Genomic DNA, 21,133 nt, shown 5'->3' with positions numbered 1-21,133 from the left:
CGAGGCCGTCGTCCAGATGGACCAAAGGCCGATCATGCACTAACAATCAAACCGGACCAGTCAGATCAGGCCACCCAACTGGAATGCCATCAATCTTGCCCGCAAGAACCGCGTCTGTCCTGGCACTATAGGTCGCGTTGGTCATGAGAATGAGTTTGATCTTCGTTATGGATGACCACGCCGATGTAATAATTGAGGCGGCACCTGCTTCAGCACTCCCCTCGATCAGGTCCTCCCGGAAGGCAGCCCGACGCGCGGCAGCGACAAAGTTGATTAGGTGGCCGAAGGCCTTCTTGGCATCGCTTGCATTGATCTTAACCGCCGCGTCTCCATCATGAAAATCGCTGACGATGACGCTAAGTATACCCTCGGACTCACGCGGGTCTCCGCCAATCCCGTCGAGCCTTACGGTCTTGCCCTGACTGCTGGCGAGAAACGTAACTCGGTCAGCGGTCGCAATTTCACCTTCTGCTTCCAGGAGGGCAGCCATCCGTTCAAAAAATGCGTCAGTCTGCGAAATACCACTTGCTGATGCTTCTGCAGTGACTTCGCCAACGACGGACCTATTGAATTCGATCAGTTCATCCAATTCGTTTCATCTCCTGATCAATGCCACCGTTCTGCGCGCCCGTTTCATTTCTTGCCGAAACCAAGCGTCTGTACGTAGCTCCCGAAAAGAACCACCAATACCGTCGTACTCTCCCTTGATAAGGTCAAGCGTCACGACCACCATCCACTGTGGAGATGACCACCTCGAGATGAGCCAATGACACGACAGATTTGGTTTTTCTGCGACCACCTCATTACTGCTCACCAACATGCGGCTCCTTGCCGAAGACATCTGCGTGTAAACCGATGGCGAAGCTGAAGAAAATGGTAGGCGGTCTGTTGTTGCCATCCCTTTTTTCTGATTTTCCCAGCGCCTTCACCTTACGTCAATGCCTTCAAGCCAAGTGACGTCGTTTAAAGGAGTGACGTTCGAACCGGGTCGCTTAACGCGGTCGAGACCGACGTCGAAGTGCTCACCTGCACCCCTCGAAATTCAGCACGTTTTCAATATCTTACAGAAAATTCACCAAAACGGCGAAGGCAACAGGTCTGGAGAATATCGGCCCGGAGAGAACGCTTTCCGGCCCTGTGAGGAATGCGCCGGTTAACAGCCTCACCCCCATAACCCCCGAAAACAATGGAAAAATCCGGCCGCGGCCGGATCGGGAGAACGCTTTCGCGGGGGCAAGTGGCGGAGAGACAGGGATTCGAACCCTGGAGACGGTCTCCCGCCTACACACTTTCCAGGCGTGCGCCTTCGACCACTCGGCCACCTCTCCGTGCCGGGCGGGGATAGCCCAAGGAGCGGGCGGGGTGCAAGGGGGCTTGACGCATGCAGAGTAAAAAAAATGAAGCAGGGTGGGCGATGGCGCTCAGCCAATCGGCAAATGACCAAGATGCGCGGCGCAACCGGTCAATGCTGCATAGTCATCCAGAACGATTGCCACCCCGAACTGTCCCATGAAGTTCGTGAACCGTCCCTTATCCCGGAACGCGTCGGCAAAGCCGAGCGGTTCCAGCCAGGGGGTGATGGCGCGGGCCATGCCGCCGATCAGGTAGAGCCCGCCAAAGGGCAGGTGGACCAGCGCAAGGTCGCCCATGACCGCGCCCAGAAGCTCAATGAAGAGGCGCGCGGTTTCGGTCGCCTTCGGATCGCCCTGGGACAGGCGGGAGATGATCTCAACCCCTTCCAGATCCTCGCCATGCAAATGCCTGTGGACGCGGACAAAGCCACCGCCCGAAAGCGCGTCTTCGACGGCGGCAAACCCGTGGCGCGGTTGCAGTGCCTCGGCCAGCGCTGCCAGTGCCCGGGTGTGGCGGGGCATGGTGATATGGCCGCATTCAGAGGGCGGCACGAAACGCCCGCCCGCAGTGTCATAGACGGGGGCCGCGTTGAAGCCTGTGCCAAGCCCCACCACCAACCTGGCCGCGTGGCGGGCGGACTCTGGTTGCGGCAGCTGTCGGCTGAGGTCGCTTTCTTCGAGATGGCCAAGCGCGTGCCCCTGCGCCTGCAGGTCATTGAGAACCGCCAGCTTGCGCGCGCCGGTGGCGTCCCCCAATCCGTCGCGGTCCACCCGCCAATCCAGGTTTGTCATCTGCCCCACGCCATCGCGCACCGGGCCGGCAATCGCCACGCAGGCCCCGGTCAGGGCACCGGGCTGCATTTCGGCCATGTAACGGGCCAGATGCACGTCCAGCCCAGACACACCGGAATTGGAATAGCGTCGCACCGTGTCGCGCTGCACCTCGAAGCCGCGGGCTAGTGCCACGCGGGTATTGGTGCCGCCGATATCGGCCACGAGCGAAATGTCACGGTGCATAGGCTGGCTTCCCTTTGGTTAGCGCAAACGCTGCGCGAGGGCGTGATAGGACGCTTTGGGCGTTCTCTTCAAGCTTTCGAAGTCCACATGGACCAGTCCGAAGCGTTTTTCATAACCAAGCGCCCATTCGTAATTGTCCATCAACGACCAGATGAAATAGCCGCGAAGGTCCACGCCCTCGGCCAAGGCGCGGCGGCAGGCGTCCAGATGGGCGTCGATATAGGCCAGCCGCTCGGGGTCGTTCACTGCCCCGCCTGCCAGCACATCTGCATTCGCCATGCCGTTTTCGGTCACGTAGATGGGCAGGTCCGGCACCAGATCGGCGGTGCGTTTGAGAAACTGGTAGAGCCCGTCGGGATAGATCTCCCAGCCCATCTGGGTCTTGGGCAGGGGGCCGTCGATTTCCGCCAGCGCGGGCCATGGGCCGGGGGCAGGGGCGATGTTCTTGCGGGTGTAGTAGTTCAGGCCGATCCAGTCGAGCGGTGCGCCGATGGTGGCGAAATCATCCTGCCAGCCATCGGGCAGATGCGGCTCAAGACCTTCCATCGCCTCTGTGGGGTAGGCGCCCTTGAAGATGCCCTCAAGGAAGAAACGGTTGTAGTAGGCGTCGTAGGTGGCCGCGGCGCGTGCTGCCTCGGGGCTGTCATCCAGCGGATTGGCCCATTCCATGTTGAAGACGCCGCCCAAGTTGGTCATCCCCAGACCGCGCATCACCTGAGTGGACCGCCCATGCGACAGCAACACATGATGCATGGCGCGTGCCGTGGCGCGGATGTCGCGCAGGCCGGGGGCGTGGTGGCCAAGAAAATGGCTCAGCCAGCCGACGCACCATGGCTCGTTAATGGGGGCAGCAGACCACACCCGATCTCCGATCCGGCCCATGATCGTTTCGGTGAAATCGGCAAACCAGCCTGCGATATCCCGGTTGCGCCAGCCGCCCTTGTCGGCCAGAGGTTGCGGCAGTTCCCAGTGATAAAGCGTTGCGGCAGGCTTCAGGCCCCGCTCCAGCAGCCCGTCAACCAAACGGTCGTAGAAATCGAGCCCGTCCGGGTTTGGCGTGCCCGTCCCCTCTGGCAGCACCCGAGCCCAGGATGTCGAGAACCGGTAGACATCGACATTCAGCGCCTTCAGCAGGTCGAGGTCTTCGTCCATCCGGTGATAATGATCGCAGGCCCGCCCGCCATGTTCGGCGCGCACCACGTTGCCGGGCGTGGCGGCGAAACTGTCCCAGTGGGTGGGGCCAGCGCCGCCGAAATCGTGCCCCTCGATCTGGTAGGCGGAGGTCGCGGCCCCGAAGAGAAAGCCTTCGGGGAAGTCCTGGCGTGTCCATGTCATGATGTCAGCTTTCTTGCGGGGCAGGGCCGGTCGAGCGGCCAAGCATCAGTTCGGCTTCAAGAAGGTGGTGGCGCGGGGTGCGGTTCGGATCTTCGATCAGTTCCAGCAATGTAGTGGCTGTGATCCGGCCCGCCTCGCGTACGGAAGACCGGGTGGCGGTGAAAATGGGCACGTCCTTGCCATTGCCCAGGTAGCTCAGTTCATCGTCATGGGTGATGACACTGACATCGCGGCCCATCTTGAGATCGGCTTCTTCCAGCGCACGGCGCACCCCGATGGCGGAAATCAGGGACGAGACCAGAAAGGCGGTTGGCGGAGCGTCCTGCGCAAGCATCCGGCGGGCGGTATCATAGCCGTAATGCTCGGTCATCTCGTCACTGGCCCCAAGCGCCGGGTCCGGGTGAAGCCCGCGTTCCATCAGTGCTTTTTCATAGCCCTGACGACGCCGAATGGCGAAATCCATGTCTTCAAGGCCGTTGACCAATGCGATCCGGCGATGCCCCAGATCCAGCAACAGTTCCGTCGCGCGGGAAAAGGCACGGCGGTTATTCACGTCTACCCAGGAATAATCGCTGTCTTCCGCCGAGGCGCGGCCATGCACAACGAAGGGCAGGTCCAGTTCTTGCAACAGCTTGATCCGCCGCTCATCAGCGCGCGGGCCGTGAATCACGATTCCATCGACGGTCTTTTTCTGCGCGAGACTGCGATAGGTGGCGTTTTCCGCATCATCCGGCACGATTGACAGGGTCATGTCATACCCTGCCTTGGCATAGGCTTCACCGGCCCCTGCAATGAAGTCGGAAAAGACCGGGTTCATCATTTCGTGGCGGGTCGAGATCGGGATGACGTGGCCGATCATGTGGGCGCGGCCGGTTGCAAGGCTTCGGGCACGGGTGTTGGGGCGGTAGTTGTGGCGCTGAGCCGCGTCTTCCACCCTTTGCCGCGTCGCTTCGCTAACCTCCGGATAGCCGTTCAGGGCCCGGCTGACCGTGGTCTGCGACAGGCCCAGAGATTCGGACAACTGTTTGAGATTCATAGCCACGAGAGAACCCAAAGCGCTTTAAAACTTTGGGCAGTATCCCTGAAAATTCAGGGCTGTCAAAGGTCAATTCCACAGCCAGAGGTGGAAAAATCGCCCTAATATGCCCTCTTTTCACGTGTTTTGGACAATCCTCATTGACAGAAAACCGGGAATCACGGATGCCTAGTGAAGTGCCAAAGCGCTTTGGAAACGCATCCAGTGCGTTCCAGTCAACAAGGGCCTCGGCCCATTCTTGGGAGGAAACCATGAACAAATCGTTACTCGCCGGCACCGCAGTGCTGGCATTGACCGCAGGTATGGCGCAGGCCGACGGACACATGATGTTCGCGCCCGGCGAAGGTGCCTTCAACTGGGACAGCTTTGAAGCATTCGCCGGTTCCACCGATCTGAGCGGTCAGACCCTGTCGATCACCGGCCCCTGGATCGGCCCCGATGCCGAGCTGGTGGAAAGCATTCTTGTCTATTTCGAAGAGGCCACCGGCGCGACCGTGAACTATTCCGGCTCTGACAGCTTTGAGCAGGATATCGTGATCGCCACGCAGGCGGGCAGCGCCCCCAACATCGCGGTCTTCCCGCAGCCCGGCCTGGCCGCAGATATGGCTTCTCGCGGCCTTTTGACCCCGCTTGCCGATGGGACAGGCGACTGGATTTCCGCCAACTATGCAGCTGGTGATTCCTGGGTCGATCTGGGCACCTATGCAGGCCCCGATGGCGAAGACGCGCTCTACGGCTTCTTCTACAAGGTCGACCTGAAATCGTTGGTCTGGTACAGCCCCGAAGCCTTTGATGAAGCGGGCTATGACATCCCGACCTCGATGGAAGAGCTGATGGCGCTCACCGACCAGATCGTGGCCGATGGCGGCACGCCCTGGTGTATCGGGCTGGGTTCCGGTGCTGCGACTGGTTGGCCCGCGACCGACTGGGTTGAAGATATGCTTCTGCGCACGCAGCCTGCCGATGTCTATGATGGCTGGGTGACGAACGAGATCCCCTTCACCGACGAACGCATCGTTGGCGCCATTGAGGCGTTCGGCCATTTCGCCCGCAACGACGCGTATGTGAACGGAGGCGCCAGCGCCGTCGCAACGACCGACTTCCGCGACAGCCCGGCCGGTCTCTTCTCGTATCCGCCGGAATGCTACATGCATCGCCAGGCGTCGTTCATCCCCACTTTCTTCCCGGAAGGCGCGGAGTCTGACTTCTTCTACTTCCCGTCCTACGAGGAAGGCGATCTTGGCAACCCGGTGCTTGGTGCGGGCACGCTTTGGGCGATCACCGACGATGCCCCGGCAGCACATGCCTTCATGGAGTTCCTGCAAACCCCGATCGCGCACGAGCTTTGGATGGCACAATCCGGCTTCCTGACCCCGCATAGCGGCGTCAATCTGGATGTGTTCCCAACTGATGCGCAGCGCGCAATGAACGAGATCCTTCTGGGCGCGACCACCTTCCGCTTCGACGGGTCCGACCTGATGCCCGGTGAAATCGGCGCAGGCGCGTTCTGGACCGGTATGGTCGACTATACCTCGGGTGCCGACGCCGCTGATGTGGCACAGGCGATCCAGGATCGTTGGGACTCGATGCAGTAAAGACCAATTGGTCCGGGCCGCCACCGTGTGTGGCCCGGACCGTTCAGACCTGATTTTGGGAGGAGAAGGTCATGTCACCGCTTTTGCAGGGTGTGATAACAATATTCGTGGGTGTGTTCGGGTGCATCGGATATTTCTACGCCGCGAACCTGATCCTCGACAAAGTGATCTTCCCGGCCCGTGGCCGCAATGCAGGTCGCAACATCAACCACGCCACCGCCGTCCGGCCCTGGTTGTTCCTGTTTCCCGCGCTTTGCGCGCTGTCGCTCTACCTTGTCTACCCGGTGATCGGCAGCCTTTGGCGGTCAATGCATAACCGGGCAGGGGATGAGTTTATCGCGCTCGATAACTATCTGTTTCTGTTCGATGATCCGGAATTTTTGCAGGCTCTGTTCAACAACGCTCTTTGGGCGCTGGTCGTGCCTGCCGCCGCAACCTTCCTCGGCCTTCTTGTGGCGCAGCTGACAGATCGCCTTTCGTGGGGCAATATCGCCAAATCGCTGATCTTCATGCCGATGGCCATCTCTTTTGTGGGTGCCTCGCTGATCTGGAAGTTCGTCTATGCGGGTGATCCCGATATCGGCATCATCAATGCGCTGCGCGATGCGATCGGGCTTGATCCTATGGACCCGGTGCAGGTGCCCTTCTGGAACAACTTCTTCCTGATGGCGATCCTTGTCTGGATCCAGACCGGCTTTGCCATGGTGATCCTGTCAGCCGCCCTGCGGGGCATCCCCGAGGAAACGGTTGAAGCCGCGATTATCGACGGAGCCAATCCGTTCCAGCTTTTCTTCAAGATCAAGGTGCCGCAGATCATGGGCACCATCGTGGTGGTCTGGACGACGATCACCATCCTCGTGCTCAAGGTCTTTGACATCGTTTACACGATGACCGGCGGCAATTTCGGCACTCAAATTCTACCCAGCTACATGATGAGCTTCATGTTCCGTGATGACGGGCGGGCGACCGCCGTGGCCGTGGTGATCATGATCGTGGTGCTGCCCGTGATGATCTGGAACATCCGCCAGGCCCAGAAGGAGATGCGCTGATGGACAATATCGCAGGCAAGAGCTCTGGCCTGAAATGGGCGGTCAACCTGACGGTGGCGTTGCTCGTCATTGCTTGGCTGGTGCCGACCGTGGGTCTTTTCGTGTCGTCTTTCCGGGACCGCGACCAGATTACCGCTTCGGGCTGGTGGAACGCGCCATTTTCGGTCGAGCTGACTTATCGCACCCGCGCGGATGACAGCGAACCGGTACGGGAAGGCGATCTTTGGGTGACCGAGGGCAATATCTTCGCCTCGTCCGAAGTGGCCGAAGCTTTCAGCAGCGGCGAGGCCGCGATCACTGCCTTTGGTGTGACGGGTCGTGAACCCACGGCCTATGCCGCCGGTACCGAGGGCGAGACCCGCGATGGTGGCACGCTGACCGTCAACGCAGATGGGAGCTATCGTTACACCACGGCCGAGGAACCCGACGCGCGCGGACTTCGCATCTATTTTGGCGCGGAAACACCGCCGGATTTCACGATGGACAACTACCTGACCATCCTGACCGCACAGACCTCAGAGGAACGTGAGGAAGCCTATGCAGATGGACAATCCTTCTGGGATATCCTGTCAGATGAAAACGGCGTCTTCCGCAACTTCATCAACACGTTCACGGTGACGATCCCCTCCACCGTCATCCCGATCCTGATCGCGGCTTTCGCGGCCTATGCGCTGGCCTGGATGGATTTTCCGGGGCGGGGCTTGCTGATTGCCGCCATTGTCGGCCTTCTGGTGGTGCCCCTGCAACTGGCGCTGGTGCCGCTTCTCAACCTGCACAACCAGATCGGTATCGGGCAGAGCTTTGTCGGTATCTGGCTGGCGCATACCGGGTTTGGCCTGCCGCTCGCCATCTACTTGCTGCGCAACTACATGGTCGGGCTACCGCGCGACATCATCGAAAGCGCCAAGGTCGATGGGGCCACGGATTTCCAGATCTTCACCAAGATCATTCTGCCGCTCAGCTTTCCGGCGCTGGCCAGCTTTGCCATCTTCCAGTTCCTGTGGACATGGAACGACCTGCTGGTCGCCAAGGTATTCCTGCCCTCTGATGATGCCTCCAAGGTCATGACCGTGCGTATTGCCGACGATCTGCTTGGATCGCGCGGCGGCGATTGGGGCATTCTGGCGGCGGCGGCCTTCGTGTCCATCGCGGTGCCGGTTCTCGTCTTTTTCACCATGCAACGCTACCTCGTGCGCGGCCTTCTGGCCGGCTCGGTTAAATAAGGGCTCCAAGACCCATGAACCTCATGCAAGACATGACCCCGGCCAGTGAAGGCCTTGTCGACAACGACTGGTGGCGTGGGGCGGTGATCTACCAGATCTATCCGCGCAGCTTTCAGGACAGCAACGGCGACGGCATTGGCGATCTGTCGGGGATCATCCATCGGTTGGATCATATCGCCCGTCTTGGTGTCGATGCGATCTGGATTTCGCCCTTCTTCCGTTCGCCCATGCTGGATTTCGGCTATGACGTCTCGGATTACCGGGATGTGGACCCCATGTTCGGCTCGCTCGGGGATTTCGACGCGCTGATCACGCGGGCCCATGACCTGGGGCTCAAAGTTCTGATCGACCTTGTGATAAGCCACACCTCGGACCAGCACACATGGTTTCAGGAAAGCCGTCAGAGCCGGGAAAACGCCCGCGCCGATTGGTATGTCTGGGCCGATGCCAAGCCCGATGGCACGCCGCCCAACAATTGGCTGTCCATCTTCGGTGGCTCGGCCTGGGAATGGGACGGCGAGCGGATGCAGTACTACCTGCACAATTTCCTGTCCGAACAGCCCGATCTGAACCTTCATAACCCTGATGTGCAGGACGCCTTGCTGGACGTGGTGCGGTTCTGGCTGGAACGAGGCGTCGATGGCTTCCGTCTGGACACGATCAACTTCTACTTCCACGATCAGCAATTGCGCGACAACCCGGCGCTGGCCCCAGAGGCCCGCAATTCCACCATCGCGCCCGAGGTGAATCCCTATAACTGGCAGGACCACCTATACGACAAGAACCAGCCGGAAAACCTCACGTTCTTGCGCCGCTTCCGCAAGGTGATGGATGAGTTCGACGCCATCGCCGTGGGCGAGGTGGGTGATGCCCAATACGGGTTGGAGATTCAGTCGGAATACACATCAGGCGGCGACAAGGTGCAGATGTGCTACTCGTTCGATTTCCTGTCCGGTATTGCCCCAACCGCGGAACGCGTCGGCGAGGTTCTGACACGTTACGAAGAGACGATCGGTGATGGATGGGCCTGTTGGGCATTCTCCAACCATGATGTGGTGCGTCATGCCAGCCGCTGGACCCTGTCGGAACCGGCGCAACGTGTCTATGCGGCGCTGCTTTTATCCTTGCGCGGGTCGGCCTGTCTGTATCAGGGCGAGGAACTGGGCCTGACCGAGGCCTACGTTCCGTTTGAGCATCTACAAGATCCCTACGGGATCCGCTTCTGGCCAAAATTCAAGGGCCGTGACGGATGCCGCACACCGATGCCCTGGGTCACGGACAATGCCAATGGCGGCTTTACCGATGGCAAGCCCTGGCTGCCCGTGGCGGTGGAGCACCTGTCCCATTCAGTGGCCGCGCAGGATGACAAAGCCGACAGCATGTTGGCCTTCTACCGCCGCATGATCACCTTCCGCGCGACGGAACCGGCGCTTGCCAAAGGCGATTTCACCCTGCTTTCGGCCCAGGATGGCATCTTGTCCTTCACCCGCAAGCTCGGCCTCCGCACGGTTCTGTGCGTCTTTAACCTGACGGACAGCCCCCAGACAATCGACATGCCGGATGGCGACTGGACCGTTCTGGCCGCGCCATTTACCGGCACCGCTTCGACCCTTGGGCCATGGCAGGCCCTTTATGCAGCACAGGAGAGCTCCGATGGCTGATCTCGTCCTCAAGGACGTCGTCAAATCCTATGGCGATGTGAATGTCCTCAATGACATCAACCTCGATATCAAGACGGGCGAGCTGATCGTTTTCGTCGGCCCCTCGGGATGTGGGAAATCCACCCTGCTGCGGATGATCGCGGGGTTGGAAAAAATCACCGATGGCACACTGTCCATCGATGGTGAGCCGATGAACGACGTGCCGCCCGCACAACGCGGCATTGCCATGGTGTTCCAGTCCTATGCGCTCTATCCACATATGACGGTGCGCGACAACATGGCGTTCGCATTGAAGATCGCCGGTAAATCGCGCGAAGAGATCGATAGCGCCGTCAATGCCGCCGCAGACAAGCTGCAACTGACAGACTATCTGGATCGGCTTCCCAAGGCTCTGTCCGGCGGACAGCGGCAGCGGGTGGCGATTGGCCGGGCCATCGTGCGTGACCCTAAGGTGTACCTGTTCGATGAACCGCTTTCCAATCTGGACGCGGCCCTGCGTGTGGCGACCCGGATCGAGATCGCTCAGCTGAAGGAACAGATGCCGGAGTCCACCATGATCTACGTGACCCACGATCAGGTGGAGGCGATGACGCTTGCTACCCGGATTGTGGTTCTGGCCAACAAGGGCATCGCGCAGGTGGGTAGCCCGCTGGAGCTTTATGAGCGTCCCCGGTCCACGTTCGTGGCGCAGTTCATTGGCAGCCCGGCGATGAACCTGCTGGCGGGCAAGATTGTCGGAACGGGCGATGTCACCACGCTGGAACTGGCAGATGGGGCAGGGCGCATCACCTCTAACTATCCGTCGGTCGAAGCGGATATGGGGGCTGATGTGCAGGTTGGCATTCGGCCCGAGGACATGGTCCAGACCGATGCCGCCGACTATGCCTTTGCCGGAACGGTCGACATCATCGAGGCCCTGGGCGAGGTCACGCAGCTGTACTTCACCGCGCCAAGCGCCAATCAAGATACCGATACGGTGATCGCCAAATTGCAGGGCATCCACAAGGATCTGCGCGGGCAGCAGGTGACTATGACCGCCGCTCCGGACAAGGTGCATGTGTTCCGCGACGGGGTGTCACTTCACTACAGGTGAACCGGTTCCTCCCGCGCCCGGCACGGCGCGACCGAAACGACGTTGCGTCTCGATTGACGCTGCGTCGTTTCCTTTTGTAATTGAACGTATGTTCAATTCCGAAGGGAGGCAGCCATGGATATCGCAAACGCAAAGGTGATTGTGACCGGTGGGGCCAGCGGGCTTGGGGCCGCAACAGCGCGCTATCTGGCCGGGGCCGGGGCAATGGTCACGGTCTTTGATCGCGACGCGGCGAAGGGCGCCGAAATGGCCACATTGCCCGGCATCAGCTTTGCTGAGGTTGACGTGACCAGCGAAGACAGTGTTGCAGCGGGTGTTGCCCAAGGCGTTGTGGACATGGGGGGTATCACCGCCGTTGTAAACTGCGCGGGCATCGTGACCGGCGCGAAAACCGTGGGTTCCAAGGGGCCGTTCCCGCTGGATGCGTTCCAGCGCACCGTCGATATCAACCTTGTCGGGGCCTTCAACGTGGCCCGCCTTGCGGCAGTCGAAATGTCGAAGAACGAGCCCAATCAAGACGGCGAACGCGGGGTGATCGTCAACACTGCCTCAATCGCCGCGTTTGACGGGCAAAAGGGGCAGGCGGCTTATTCGGCTTCCAAGGCGGGGGTTGCCGGGCTTTCGCTGCCAATGGCCCGCGACATGGGTTCGCTTGGCATCCGCGTGAACGCAATTGCGCCGGGCCTGTTCCTGACGCCGATGCTGGAAAGCCTGGGGCCGGAGATGATGGCAGAGCTTGCCAGCGACGTGATTTTCCCCCGCCGTCTTGGCAACCCCGAGGAATTCGCGCGGATGGCCCGGTTCATGATCGAAATGCCCTATCTTAACGGCGAAACCATCCGCCTCGACGGGGCGCTGCGCCTGCCATAGGGTTGGGGGGAACAGCCCTTTTCGGACCCTTTGGTATGCTCCCTATTCTGACGATCACCCTGAACCCGGCCGTGGACCTTGATACCTCCACTGCCGGGGTTCGCCCCGGACCCAAACTGCGTTGCACTGCGCCGCGGCTCGATCCTGGCGGTGGTGGGATCAACGTATCCCGGGCGCTTGCGGAACTGGGGGGCGAAAGCCTTGCGCTGGTCGCGGCGGGCGGTGGTATGGGCGTCGTGTTGGCCAAGCTGTTGGCGGGCACGGGATTGCCCGTTCGGATCATCGAGGCGCCGGGCGAAACCCGCCAAAGCGTTGCGGTGATGGATGATGACACCGGCAAGCAGTTCCGGTTCATCTTTCCGGGCCCGGAATGGGCTGCTGCCGAGATCACGCACGCCACGTCCGAGATCGCAGAGGTGATCCCAAAAGGCGGATTGGTGGTCTTGTCCGGCAGTCATCCGCCCGGTTTCCCCGATGATTTCCCCGCCCGATTGGTCACGCTCTGCGATCAGCTTGAGGCGCGACTGGTGCTGGACACATCAGGCGCTGCACTGCGCGCCCTGGAGGCACGTCGCATAGCCGGGCTGGCGGTTCTCCGGCTGGACCATGAAGAAGCGGAAGAATTGGCCGCGCGCTCCCTTCCCACAGCCAGGGACAGCGCCGATTTCGCGCAATCGCTGGTCAGGGATGGGGTGGCGCAGGTGGTGGTTTTGGCGCGCGGCGCCGAAGGATCGGTTCTTGCGGATGCAGAGGGCCGCTGGTTATCCCGAGCAGCCAAGGTCCCGGTGCGGTCCAAGACCGGTGCAGGGGACAGTTTTGTTGCGGGCTTTACGCTTGGTTTGGCGCGCGGGGATGACCTGCCTGACTGCCTGCAACGCGGCATGGCGGCGGCCAGTGCCGCGGTGATGACCGAGGCCACGCGACTATGTGAACGCGCCGATGCGGAACGGTTGATGGCGGAATGCCCGGTGGAACCGATCTGACATGAAAAAAACCGGCCCAATTGGCCGGCTTTCTTCTGTCCCTCGATGTCTTTTGGCTGCCGTTTGGGCCGAACGGCAGCTATGGGTTTAGCCGCCCCAGGTTCGGACCTGACCGCAATCCATATGCGTGAAGTTGGACCCGGAATAGCGCCCGACACCGCCTGCGTTACAGGACTCGGCGGCTGCGGCAACCTGACGGACCGAGCGCCCCTCTACCCGGAGGTCGGCAGCCTGTCCCTGCATGTGCAGCGAGTTGCGGGCAACACCGGAAGAGCGAGAGCGCAGCAAAGCATTGGTGGAGGGCGACCGATAGCCAGACAGCAGAAGATAGGGCTGCCGTGTTTCCAGAAGATTGTGCGATGCGGCCATGATATCGAGCGTGCGCGGGTCGATATCGTGAGATTCATCAACGCGCCAGTCGCGCATGAAGTAGGAGATTTCCTCTAACGCGGGGCGGATGTAGTCGCCATCGATCCAGTAGACCATGTCGAGTGTTTCGCCAGTTCTCGCGGAATACATGCGCAGTTTACGATAGTCGCCACCGCCGCGAAGAACTCCGAAAGCATTTGCTGCATAAGGGGCAGCTGCAACTGTTGTAGCTGCGAATGCCCCAAGCAACGACCGCCGCGTCATTGTCGGTTTAGTCATAAGAATTTGCCCCGTCCTTCTGCCCGTTCCGTCCAGTGCCACTTTCTAGTGACTTGTTACATGTCCATCCCCAGCTGTGCGTTTTATGACACAATTGAAACTTTCTTAAAAGTCTCAATCGGGGAGCCTTCATCGCTAGGGGTGCCTGTCGGCAGAAATCCGCCAAAAAGGCGTTTATTCCGGGGATATTGGCCGATTCTTCGGCAGGCGTTGCATCGGAGACACTGTGCATTTTTCATGTAACTATCAGGAAGATCTTTCGAAAATGTGAATGGACTCTCCCCAATGTCGCAGGTCATCTAGTATTCACACACCCGTGATCCGTGCGCGCAACAGGTGATCCGATGACCAAAAAGACATTTCTTCCATCAATGCTGCCCGTTCTGGCAGTGATCCTTTCCATCTCGATACTGCTGCCTGCCCCTGCTTCGGCGCTGGTAACGGCCTTTCGTCAGGCCATTGCCGAGGGCGTAGCAGAGCATGATGAAATGGCCGAGTTCTATCGTGAACGGGCGTTTGAACCGATCTGGACCAGAACCGAGGACGCCGAGCGCCGCAATGCGCTGTTGATGGCGCTTGAAGGGGCCGCCAACCACGGGCTGCCTGCCGGGCGCTACGACCCTGATGCGCTGCGGGCTGCGTTCATGGATGCTGACAACCCCTATAGCCGCGGCCAGGCCGAAATCATGGCTTCGACCATGTTCCTGCGCTATGCGCATGATGTTCAATCCGGCATTCTCGACCCCGGTTCCGTGGTGCGCGAGATTCACCGGGATCTGCCGCGTCGTGATCCAACCGATCTCCTGCACTCGCTTGTGGACTCGGATCCCTACGAAGTGATCCGCGCCTTGCCGCCCGCGCATCCTGAATACCTGCGTCTCCAGCGTGAACTTCTGCGCCTGACCCAGATGGCCAATGACGGGGGCTGGGGATCTACGGTCTATGGCGGACGCCTGGAACTGGGCGACCGCGGGCAAGCTGTCGTGCAATTGCGCGACCGGTTGATCCGCATGGGATACATGGAACGCTCTGCTACCGCTGTCTTCGACGCCGATATGGAAGCCGCTGTTCAGCGCTTTCAGTCTGCACACGGGCTGCTGGCCGATGGTGTGGCCGGATCGTCAACCATTGAAGAGGTGAATATCGGGCTGGACACACGCCTGCGCCAGGTGATCCTGGCAATGGAGCGGCAGCGCTGGTTGAACTGGGAAGATCCTGAGCGCGGCTCGCGGCATGTTTTGGTGAACATCCCCGACTACCACGCCTATGTGATCGACAATGAAGAGGTCACGTTCGAAACCCGCGTTGTTGTCGGCGCGACGCCGTCGAACCGGGTTACGCCTGAATTCTCCGACACGATGGAGCACATGGTGATCAATCCGAGCTGGTATGTGCCGCGTTCGATCACCATCGGCGAATACCTGCCGCAGATGCAGGCCAACCCTGCCGCTGCGGGCCATCTGGAGTTGCTGCAAGGTGGACGGCAGGTCAGCCGGGCGGGCATTGATTTCAGCCAATACACCGCGTCGACCTTCCCGTTTGACCTGCGTCAGGGGCCGGGGCCGGGCAACGCGCTTGGGCGGGTGAAGTTCATGTTCCCCAACCGGCACAATATCTATCTGCACGACACGCCGTCTCGGAATCTCTTTGCCCGCGAAACCCGGGCCTATAGCCACGGTTGTGTCCGTGTGCATCGGCCTCTGGAACTTGCCTATCACCTTCTGGCACCCCAGGAATCGCAGCCGCAGACCTATTTCAATCGCATCCTCAATTCCGGCCAGGAAACGCAGGTTGACCTGGTTCAGCAGATCCCGGTCCATATCGTGTACTGGACGGCCTTCGTGACCCCTGAAGGAGAGCTGAACTTCCGTCGCGACATCTATGGGCGGGACCGTGCTTTGTGGAATGCGATGGAGCAGGCCGGGGTGGAACTCCCGATCGTGTCCAGCTAAAGCTGTCGCAGCAACCTTCGCTGCGGAGCACGATCATGGCGCTGACCATTGGAAAGATAGCCGAGGCTCTTGGGGCCTCGGCTTTCGGCAATCTGGATCTTGAGATCGACGGCCTTTCGGAACCGGCGCTGGCTGGCCCCCGACAATTGGCACTTGCGATGTCTGCTGACTATGCCGCAGGGCTGGCCGACGGGCAGGCAAAGGCTGCGGTATTGGGGCCGGATATGGATTGGCAAGATTACGGGCTGGAGGCGGCCATCGTCGTCCCGCGCCCCCGCTACGCGCTGGCGGGTCTGACGGCGGCGCTGGACCCGGGGCCAGAGATCGCACCGGGCATTCACCCAACGGCCGTCATTCACGACAGCGCCACCATCGGCATCGGCGCGGCCATCGGCCCGTTTGTGGTGATCGGGCGCGGCGCGGTTATCGGCGCGCGGGCGCGGATCGCCAGTCATGTCACTGTCGCAGAACTCGCCCATATAGGCGACGACGCGTTGCTGATGCAGGGGGTGCGTGTGGGCAGTCGGGTACATATCGGAGATCGCTTCATCGCCCATCCCGGCGCGGTTGTCGGCGGCGATGGCATGTCTTTCGTAACGCCCGAGAAATCGACGGTGGAACAGGTCCGCGAATCCATGGGGCAGGCCGAGGCCGTGGATCAAAGCTGGACCCGCATTCATTCGCTTGGATCTGTCCGTGTCGGCAATGATGTCGAGATCGGTTGCAATGCCTGCATCGACAAGGGCACGATCCGGGATACACGGGTGGGAGATGGCTGCAAGTTCGATAACCTCGTTCATGTGGCCCACAACGTTCAGGTCGGGCGCGATTGCCTGTTCGCCGCACAGACCGGTGTCGCGGGGTCGACCATCGTAGGGGATCGGGTTGTGTTCGGCGGACAGGTGGGTGTCGCCGATAACCTGACCGTGGGCAGCGATGTGATTGCCGGAGGGGCCACCAAGATCTTGTCCAACGTGCCGTCGGGCCGTGCGGTTCTGGGCTATCCGGCCGTCAAGATGGAGGCGCATGTGGAGAGCTACAAGGCGATCCGCCGTTTGCCGCGTCTGGCCAAGACTGTCGCGGACCTGCAAAAAGCCGTTTCAAAACTGGCAGGCAATGACTAAGTCAGCCTCAGGTGAGATGTCAGGGATGTAAGTGCTATGTCGGACGTTGCTGAGAAGGTTATCCGGATCATTGCCGAGCAGGCGGTGATTGACGTCGAAGACGTGAAGCTGGACGCTACTCTTGATGATCTTGGGATCGACTCCCTTGGCCTGGTGGAAAGCATCTTCGCCATTGAGGAAGCCTTTGACATTCAGGTGCCGTTCAATGCCAACGAACCCAATGCAGGCGATTTCGACATTTCCAGCGTGTCGGCCATCATAAAGGCGGTCGAAGGTCTTGTGGCCGAGGCCACATGAAGCGCGTTGTCATAACCGGGCAAGGCACGATCAACGCGCTTGGGGCCGATGTTGCCGCCACCAAGGAAGCGATGCGAGAAGGCCGCTGCGGGATCGGGGATCTGGAAATCCGTGATGTAGACCGGTTGGCGGTGCGGATCGGCGGGCAGATCAAGGATTACGACCCCGAAGCATTGTTCAACCGTCAGCAGATATCGCTCTATGACCGGTTCACGCAATTCACCCTGATCTCGGCCCGGCAGGCGATCTCACAGTCGGGTCTGACCTTCAGCGGGGAACTGGCGGCACGATCCGGGGTTGTGCTTGGTACGTCTGGTGGCGGAATGCAGACGCTGGATGAGAATTACCGGTCTGTCTACGAAGAGGGCAAGAACCGCGTCCATCCCTTCGTCGTGCCGAAGCTGATGAACAACGCCGCCGCAAGCCATGTCAGCATGGAGTTCAATCTCAAAGGCCCCAGCTTCACCGTCGCCACTGCCTGCGCGTCGTCCAATCATGCCATGGGGCAGGCGTTCAACATGATCCGCTGCGGAATGGCCCCCGTGATGATCACCGGCGGATCGGAATCGATGCTCTGCTTTGGGGGCGTGAAAGCGTGGGAAGGGCTGCGCGTCATGTCGCGCGATGCCTGCCGTCCGTTCAGTGCCAATCGAAATGGGATGGTGCAGGGCGAAGGTGCGGCGGTGTTCGTTTTTGAGGACTACGACCACGCCCGAGCGCGGGGGGCCGAGATACTGGCCGAGGTCGTGGGCTTTGCGATGACCTCGGACGCGGCAGATATCGTGATGCCATCGAAACAGGGCGCGGCGCGGGCCATCTCGGGGGCGTTGAAGGATGCGCGCCTGAACCCCGAGGATGTGTGCTATATCAACGCTCACGGCACCGGAACGGCGGCCAATGACAAGGTGGAATGCGCGGCGGTTGCGGATGTCTTCGGGCATCACGCGGATGAGCTGATGATCTCGTCAACCAAATCCATGCATGGCCATTTGATCGGCGGCACCGGCGCGGTGGAGCTTCTGGCCTGCATTATGGCGCTGACCGATGGGGTGATCGCCCCGACGATCAACTATGAAGAACCGGACCCGGAATGTGCGCTCGATGTGGTGCCGAACGTGGCGCGAGACGCTGACGTTGGCGCGGTTCTGTCCAATGCGTTCGCATTTGGCGGGCTGAACGCGGTGCTGGCGCTGCGCAAACTGGCTTGATCCCGATACGAAAAGACCCGCCGCGGCCTGTGCCGGGCGGGTCTGTCCAATGGCACGCGTCGCGCGGGATTATTGCGACGCGGCTTCGCCTTCTTCGGCGGCGGCAGCGGCCGCGGCGCGAAGCTGTGCGATGACCTCTTCATTATACGCTTCCAGCGCTTCGAAACCGGCGGTGAAGCCAGACAGCGACAGCGTCAGCGGCACGACCTGATCGGGGGCCTGCAAGGGAACGATGGCAATTCGTGCTTCGCTTCCGGCGCGGAAGCTCTGGATGTCTGCCGCCGTCAGACCAAGGCGCACATAGCAGCCAATCTGCTGGCAGAAGCTGAACGGATAAACACGCGCCGGGTTGCTGTCCACGGCCATGCGCAGCTGACCGGTCAGCAGCGTATCGAGGGGCGTAACGATGGTGGCACCGGCTGCCAGATCGCCTTCATCGGGTACGTCGAACAGATTGAACTCAGCGACCGCATTGCCCTGGTCATCAACGAGAAGCTGATAGAGCTGGCACGGATCAGGCTGGCCTTCGGGTGACACGATGCAGCGCATATCCCAATCGTTAAAGACTTCACGGCTGTAGGCGCTGCCAACTTCAGGTTGGCCAAGCGACAGGCCAGCCTGTTCCGCTGCGGAAGGGGTGTCTGCGTCGGCTGCTTCCTGTGCGGCCAGCGGGAGGGCAAGGCCAGCGGCCAGGATGGCGGCGGAAAGGGAAAGGAATTTCATCAAAGGGCCTCGTCTGTCTCGTTTGTACAGGTGGTTTGGCAAATGGCTAGCACGCGCGCGGGGCGCTGTCAGGGGCATTTTTCCGGCAAGCGCTGGAATTCGCCAATTGGTACGCCTGTTCTGAAGCCATGGGGAGAGAAGCAAAAAGGGCCCAACAGCGGGGCCCTTTTCAGTATCTTTTTTCTCTCCCTGTCGGACTGGCCGACTTTCTGGGAGGAACGCTAGGACAGGTGCGCGCGGTCGTCAACAGGGTAATTTGCGTTTTTGGTCCGAAATCCGAACCATTTTGCACAGGTATGCAATCCGACGGAAAAATCCGCGCCGGACGACGCCGGCGCAGCCAGTCAACAGGGAGGAAAACCATGGCCCAGGCTGGTCACCCGATGGCAAACTTGCCGGGGCCATGACGAGGAGACTGGCACAGGATCGTTAAGATTGTATTGTGCGGGGCGAAGAATATCAGACAGGGGCAGAACATGTCGGACAGCATCTTTATCGGCGGCGGCGGCGAGGGCTACGCAGAGGCGCAGCACATGCTGCTGAAATACGCCAACAGGCACGGGTTGATCGCCGGCGCGACCGGCACTGGCAAAACCGTGACCTTGCAAATTCTGGCTGAGAGCTTTTCCGCAAATGGCGTGCCTGTCTTCCTGTCTGACGTGAAGGGCGACTTGTCGGGGCTCGGTGCGGCGGGCAGCGAAAGCTTCAAGCTCCATGATGCTTTCATGGAACGTGCGGGCCGGATCGGATTCGCCGACTATGCCTATAGGGCGTTTCCGGTGACGTTCTGGGATCTCTATGGCGAGGCCGGGCATCCGGTGCGCACCACGATCTCGGAGATGGGGCCGCTTCTGATCTCTCGCTTGCTGGAACTGTCCGAGGCGCAGGAGGGTATTCTCAACATCGCCTTCCGGGTGGCAGATGAACAGGGGCTGGCGCTGCTTGACCTGAAAGACCTGCAATCGCTGCTGGTTTGGGTGGGCGAGAACCGCCAAACCCTTTCGTTGCGTTACGGAAACGTGTCGACCGCCTCGATCGGGGCCATTCAGCGCCGGTTGTTGGTGCTGGAGGGGCAGGGGGGCGACCGACTGTTTGGCGAACCCGCGCTGGACCTTGCCGATATCATGAAAACCGACGCCGACGGGCTGGGGCGGATCAACATCCTGGCCGCCGACAAGCTTATGGGCAGCCCCCGGCTCTATGCCACCTTCCTGCTCTGGCTGCTCTCTGAACTGTTTGAGGAACTGCCCGAGGTGGGCGACCCCGACAAGCCCAAGCTCGTCTTCTTCTTTGACGAGGCGCATCTGTTGTTTGACGACGCGCCCAAGGCGCTGGTGGACAAGGTGGAACAGGTGGCGCGCCTGATCCGGTCCAAGGGCGTTGGCGTCTATTTCATCACCCAGAACCCGGCCGATGTGCCGGAGGATGTGCTCGGCCAGCTCGGCAACCGGGTGCAGCACGCGTTGCGCGCCTATACGGCGAAAGACCGGCGCGATTTGCGGCAAGCGGCAGAAAACTACCGCGACAACCCGGCGTTCGATATCGAGGATGCGATCCGCGAAGTCGGCGTGGGTGAGGCTGTAACCTCGATGCTGGAACGCAAGGGCATTCCCGGCATGGCCGAACGCACGCTGATCCGTCCGCCTTCGTCGCAACTGGGACCGATGGCTGATGCGATGCGCGCGGGGTTGATTGCGACCTCTCCGCTGGCAGGGAAATACGAGGCCGCCGTGGACCGCGAAAGCGCCTTTGAAATATTGCAGGCCCGCGCCGAGGCGGCGGCGCGAGAAGCAGAAGAGGCCGAATCTGTTGAGGAAGAGACCGAAAGCGCCGCGGAACGGGAATATCGTGCCGGGCGGCGTTATTCGGGCAATCGGGTTGGGCGCTCTAGCTCTCGCGTGACCCGGGCGGAGCCTGCCGAGGAGCAACCGCGCCGCCGTTCGTCCTCTCGTCGAAGCGATTCGGTG

18 protein-coding genes and 1 tRNA gene are annotated in these 21,133 nt (G+C 60.7%); 12 read left to right on the top strand and 7 right to left on the bottom strand.

The features are described from left to right. Positions 1-46: 46 nt before the first annotated feature. The 5 genes from ACROHD_RS19285 to ACROHD_RS19265 all read right to left on the bottom strand — a co-directional run bounded on the left by ACROHD_RS19285 (position 47) and on the right by ACROHD_RS19265 (position 4,740). The gene (locus ACROHD_RS19285) at positions 47-589 is read right to left on the bottom strand and encodes a hypothetical protein (protein ID WP_432680042.1); all 543 of its coding nucleotides are present in this window, start codon (positions 587-589) and stop codon (positions 47-49) included. 649 nt (positions 590-1,238) lie between these two features. Continuing rightward, positions 1,239-1,328 (bottom strand) — tRNA-Ser (locus ACROHD_RS19280). Between the two features lie 93 nt (positions 1,329-1,421). Further along, positions 1,422-2,369: a glucokinase gene (locus tag ACROHD_RS19275; RefSeq protein ID WP_432680041.1), complete on the bottom strand. Its 948-nt coding sequence runs from the start codon at positions 2,367-2,369 to the stop codon at positions 1,422-1,424. Between the two features lie 18 nt (positions 2,370-2,387). Beyond that, the gene (locus tag ACROHD_RS19270) at positions 2,388-3,704 is read right to left on the bottom strand and encodes a GH1 family beta-glucosidase (RefSeq protein WP_432680040.1); all 1,317 of its coding nucleotides are present in this window, start codon (positions 3,702-3,704) and stop codon (positions 2,388-2,390) included. Positions 3,705-3,708: 4 nt separating this feature from the next. Then, positions 3,709-4,740 (bottom strand): LacI family DNA-binding transcriptional regulator, encoded by a 1,032-nt coding sequence (locus tag ACROHD_RS19265; RefSeq protein WP_432680039.1) that lies wholly within the window; start codon positions 4,738-4,740, stop codon positions 3,709-3,711. Positions 4,741-4,991: 251 nt separating this feature from the next. Between ACROHD_RS19265 and ACROHD_RS19260 the strand changes: the two genes are divergently transcribed. The 7 genes from ACROHD_RS19260 to ACROHD_RS19230 all read left to right on the top strand — a co-directional run bounded on the left by ACROHD_RS19260 (position 4,992) and on the right by ACROHD_RS19230 (position 13,214). Then, on the top strand, positions 4,992-6,335 hold the full coding sequence (locus tag ACROHD_RS19260) for an ABC transporter substrate-binding protein (RefSeq protein WP_432680038.1): 1,344 nt from the start codon (positions 4,992-4,994) through the stop codon (positions 6,333-6,335). A gap of 71 nt (positions 6,336-6,406) precedes the next feature. Beyond that, positions 6,407-7,384 carry a carbohydrate ABC transporter permease gene (locus tag ACROHD_RS19255; protein ID WP_432680037.1) on the top strand — a complete coding sequence of 326 codons (978 nt, stop codon included), beginning with the start codon at positions 6,407-6,409 and terminating at the stop codon, positions 7,382-7,384. Next, complete coding sequence (locus tag ACROHD_RS19250) at positions 7,384-8,607, top strand: carbohydrate ABC transporter permease (protein WP_432680036.1); 1,224 nt, start codon at positions 7,384-7,386, stop codon at positions 8,605-8,607. The genes ACROHD_RS19255 and ACROHD_RS19250 overlap by 1 nt, the downstream gene beginning before the upstream one ends. A 14-nt stretch (positions 8,608-8,621) precedes the next feature. Further along, positions 8,622-10,268 (top strand): alpha-glucosidase, encoded by a 1,647-nt coding sequence (locus tag ACROHD_RS19245; RefSeq protein WP_432680035.1) that lies wholly within the window; start codon positions 8,622-8,624, stop codon positions 10,266-10,268. After that, a complete protein-coding gene (locus ACROHD_RS19240; protein WP_432680034.1) occupies positions 10,261-11,361 on the top strand; it encodes an ABC transporter ATP-binding protein in 1,101 nt (366 codons plus the stop codon). Before ACROHD_RS19245 ends, ACROHD_RS19240 begins: the two co-directional genes overlap by 8 nt. A 114-nt stretch (positions 11,362-11,475) precedes the next feature. Next, complete coding sequence (locus tag ACROHD_RS19235; protein ID WP_432680033.1) at positions 11,476-12,231, top strand: SDR family NAD(P)-dependent oxidoreductase; 756 nt, start codon at positions 11,476-11,478, stop codon at positions 12,229-12,231. A gap of 35 nt (positions 12,232-12,266) precedes the next feature. Beyond that, positions 12,267-13,214: a 1-phosphofructokinase family hexose kinase gene (locus tag ACROHD_RS19230; protein ID WP_432680032.1), complete on the top strand. Its 948-nt coding sequence runs from the start codon at positions 12,267-12,269 to the stop codon at positions 13,212-13,214. 87 nt (positions 13,215-13,301) lie between these two features. Here the strand turns inward: ACROHD_RS19230 and mepK are convergent, their stop codons facing one another. Then, the gene (mepK, locus tag ACROHD_RS19225; protein WP_432680031.1) at positions 13,302-13,862 is read right to left on the bottom strand and encodes a peptidoglycan L,D-endopeptidase MepK; all 561 of its coding nucleotides are present in this window, start codon (positions 13,860-13,862) and stop codon (positions 13,302-13,304) included. Between the two features lie 344 nt (positions 13,863-14,206). Between mepK and ACROHD_RS19220 the strand changes: the two genes are divergently transcribed. From ACROHD_RS19220 to ACROHD_RS19205, 4 genes are read left to right on the top strand one after another with little or no spacing between them, the layout of a single operon-like run. After that, the gene (locus ACROHD_RS19220; protein WP_432680030.1) at positions 14,207-15,814 is read left to right on the top strand and encodes a L,D-transpeptidase family protein; all 1,608 of its coding nucleotides are present in this window, start codon (positions 14,207-14,209) and stop codon (positions 15,812-15,814) included. A 35-nt stretch (positions 15,815-15,849) separates the two neighbouring features. Continuing rightward, entirely contained in the window at positions 15,850-16,938 is a 1,089-nt protein-coding gene (gene lpxD / locus ACROHD_RS19215) for a UDP-3-O-(3-hydroxymyristoyl)glucosamine N-acyltransferase (RefSeq protein WP_432680029.1), read from the top strand. A 36-nt stretch (positions 16,939-16,974) separates the two neighbouring features. Continuing rightward, positions 16,975-17,235 (top strand): acyl carrier protein, encoded by a 261-nt coding sequence (locus ACROHD_RS19210; RefSeq protein WP_432680028.1) that lies wholly within the window; start codon positions 16,975-16,977, stop codon positions 17,233-17,235. Next, positions 17,232-18,443, top strand: a complete 1,212-nt coding sequence (locus ACROHD_RS19205) for a beta-ketoacyl-[acyl-carrier-protein] synthase family protein (RefSeq protein WP_432680027.1) — start codon at positions 17,232-17,234, stop codon at positions 18,441-18,443. Before ACROHD_RS19210 ends, ACROHD_RS19205 begins: the two co-directional genes overlap by 4 nt. A gap of 69 nt (positions 18,444-18,512) precedes the next feature. Here ACROHD_RS19205 and ACROHD_RS19200 read toward each other — a convergent pair whose 3' ends face one another. Next, complete coding sequence (locus ACROHD_RS19200) at positions 18,513-19,166, bottom strand: invasion associated locus B family protein (protein ID WP_432680026.1); 654 nt, start codon at positions 19,164-19,166, stop codon at positions 18,513-18,515. 476 nt (positions 19,167-19,642) lie between these two features. Here ACROHD_RS19200 and ACROHD_RS19195 point away from each other — a divergent pair. Continuing rightward, the coding region (locus ACROHD_RS19195) for a helicase HerA-like domain-containing protein (RefSeq protein ID WP_432680025.1) at positions 19,643-21,133 on the top strand (1,491 nt) is incomplete at its 3' end.

Source organism: Nioella aestuarii (assembly GCF_050896395.1).
Classification (GTDB): Bacteria; Pseudomonadota; Alphaproteobacteria; order Rhodobacterales; family Rhodobacteraceae; genus Nioella; species Nioella aestuarii.
Note: the sequence above shows the minus strand (reverse complement) of the source record. Positions and strands in the feature narration are given on the sequence as shown.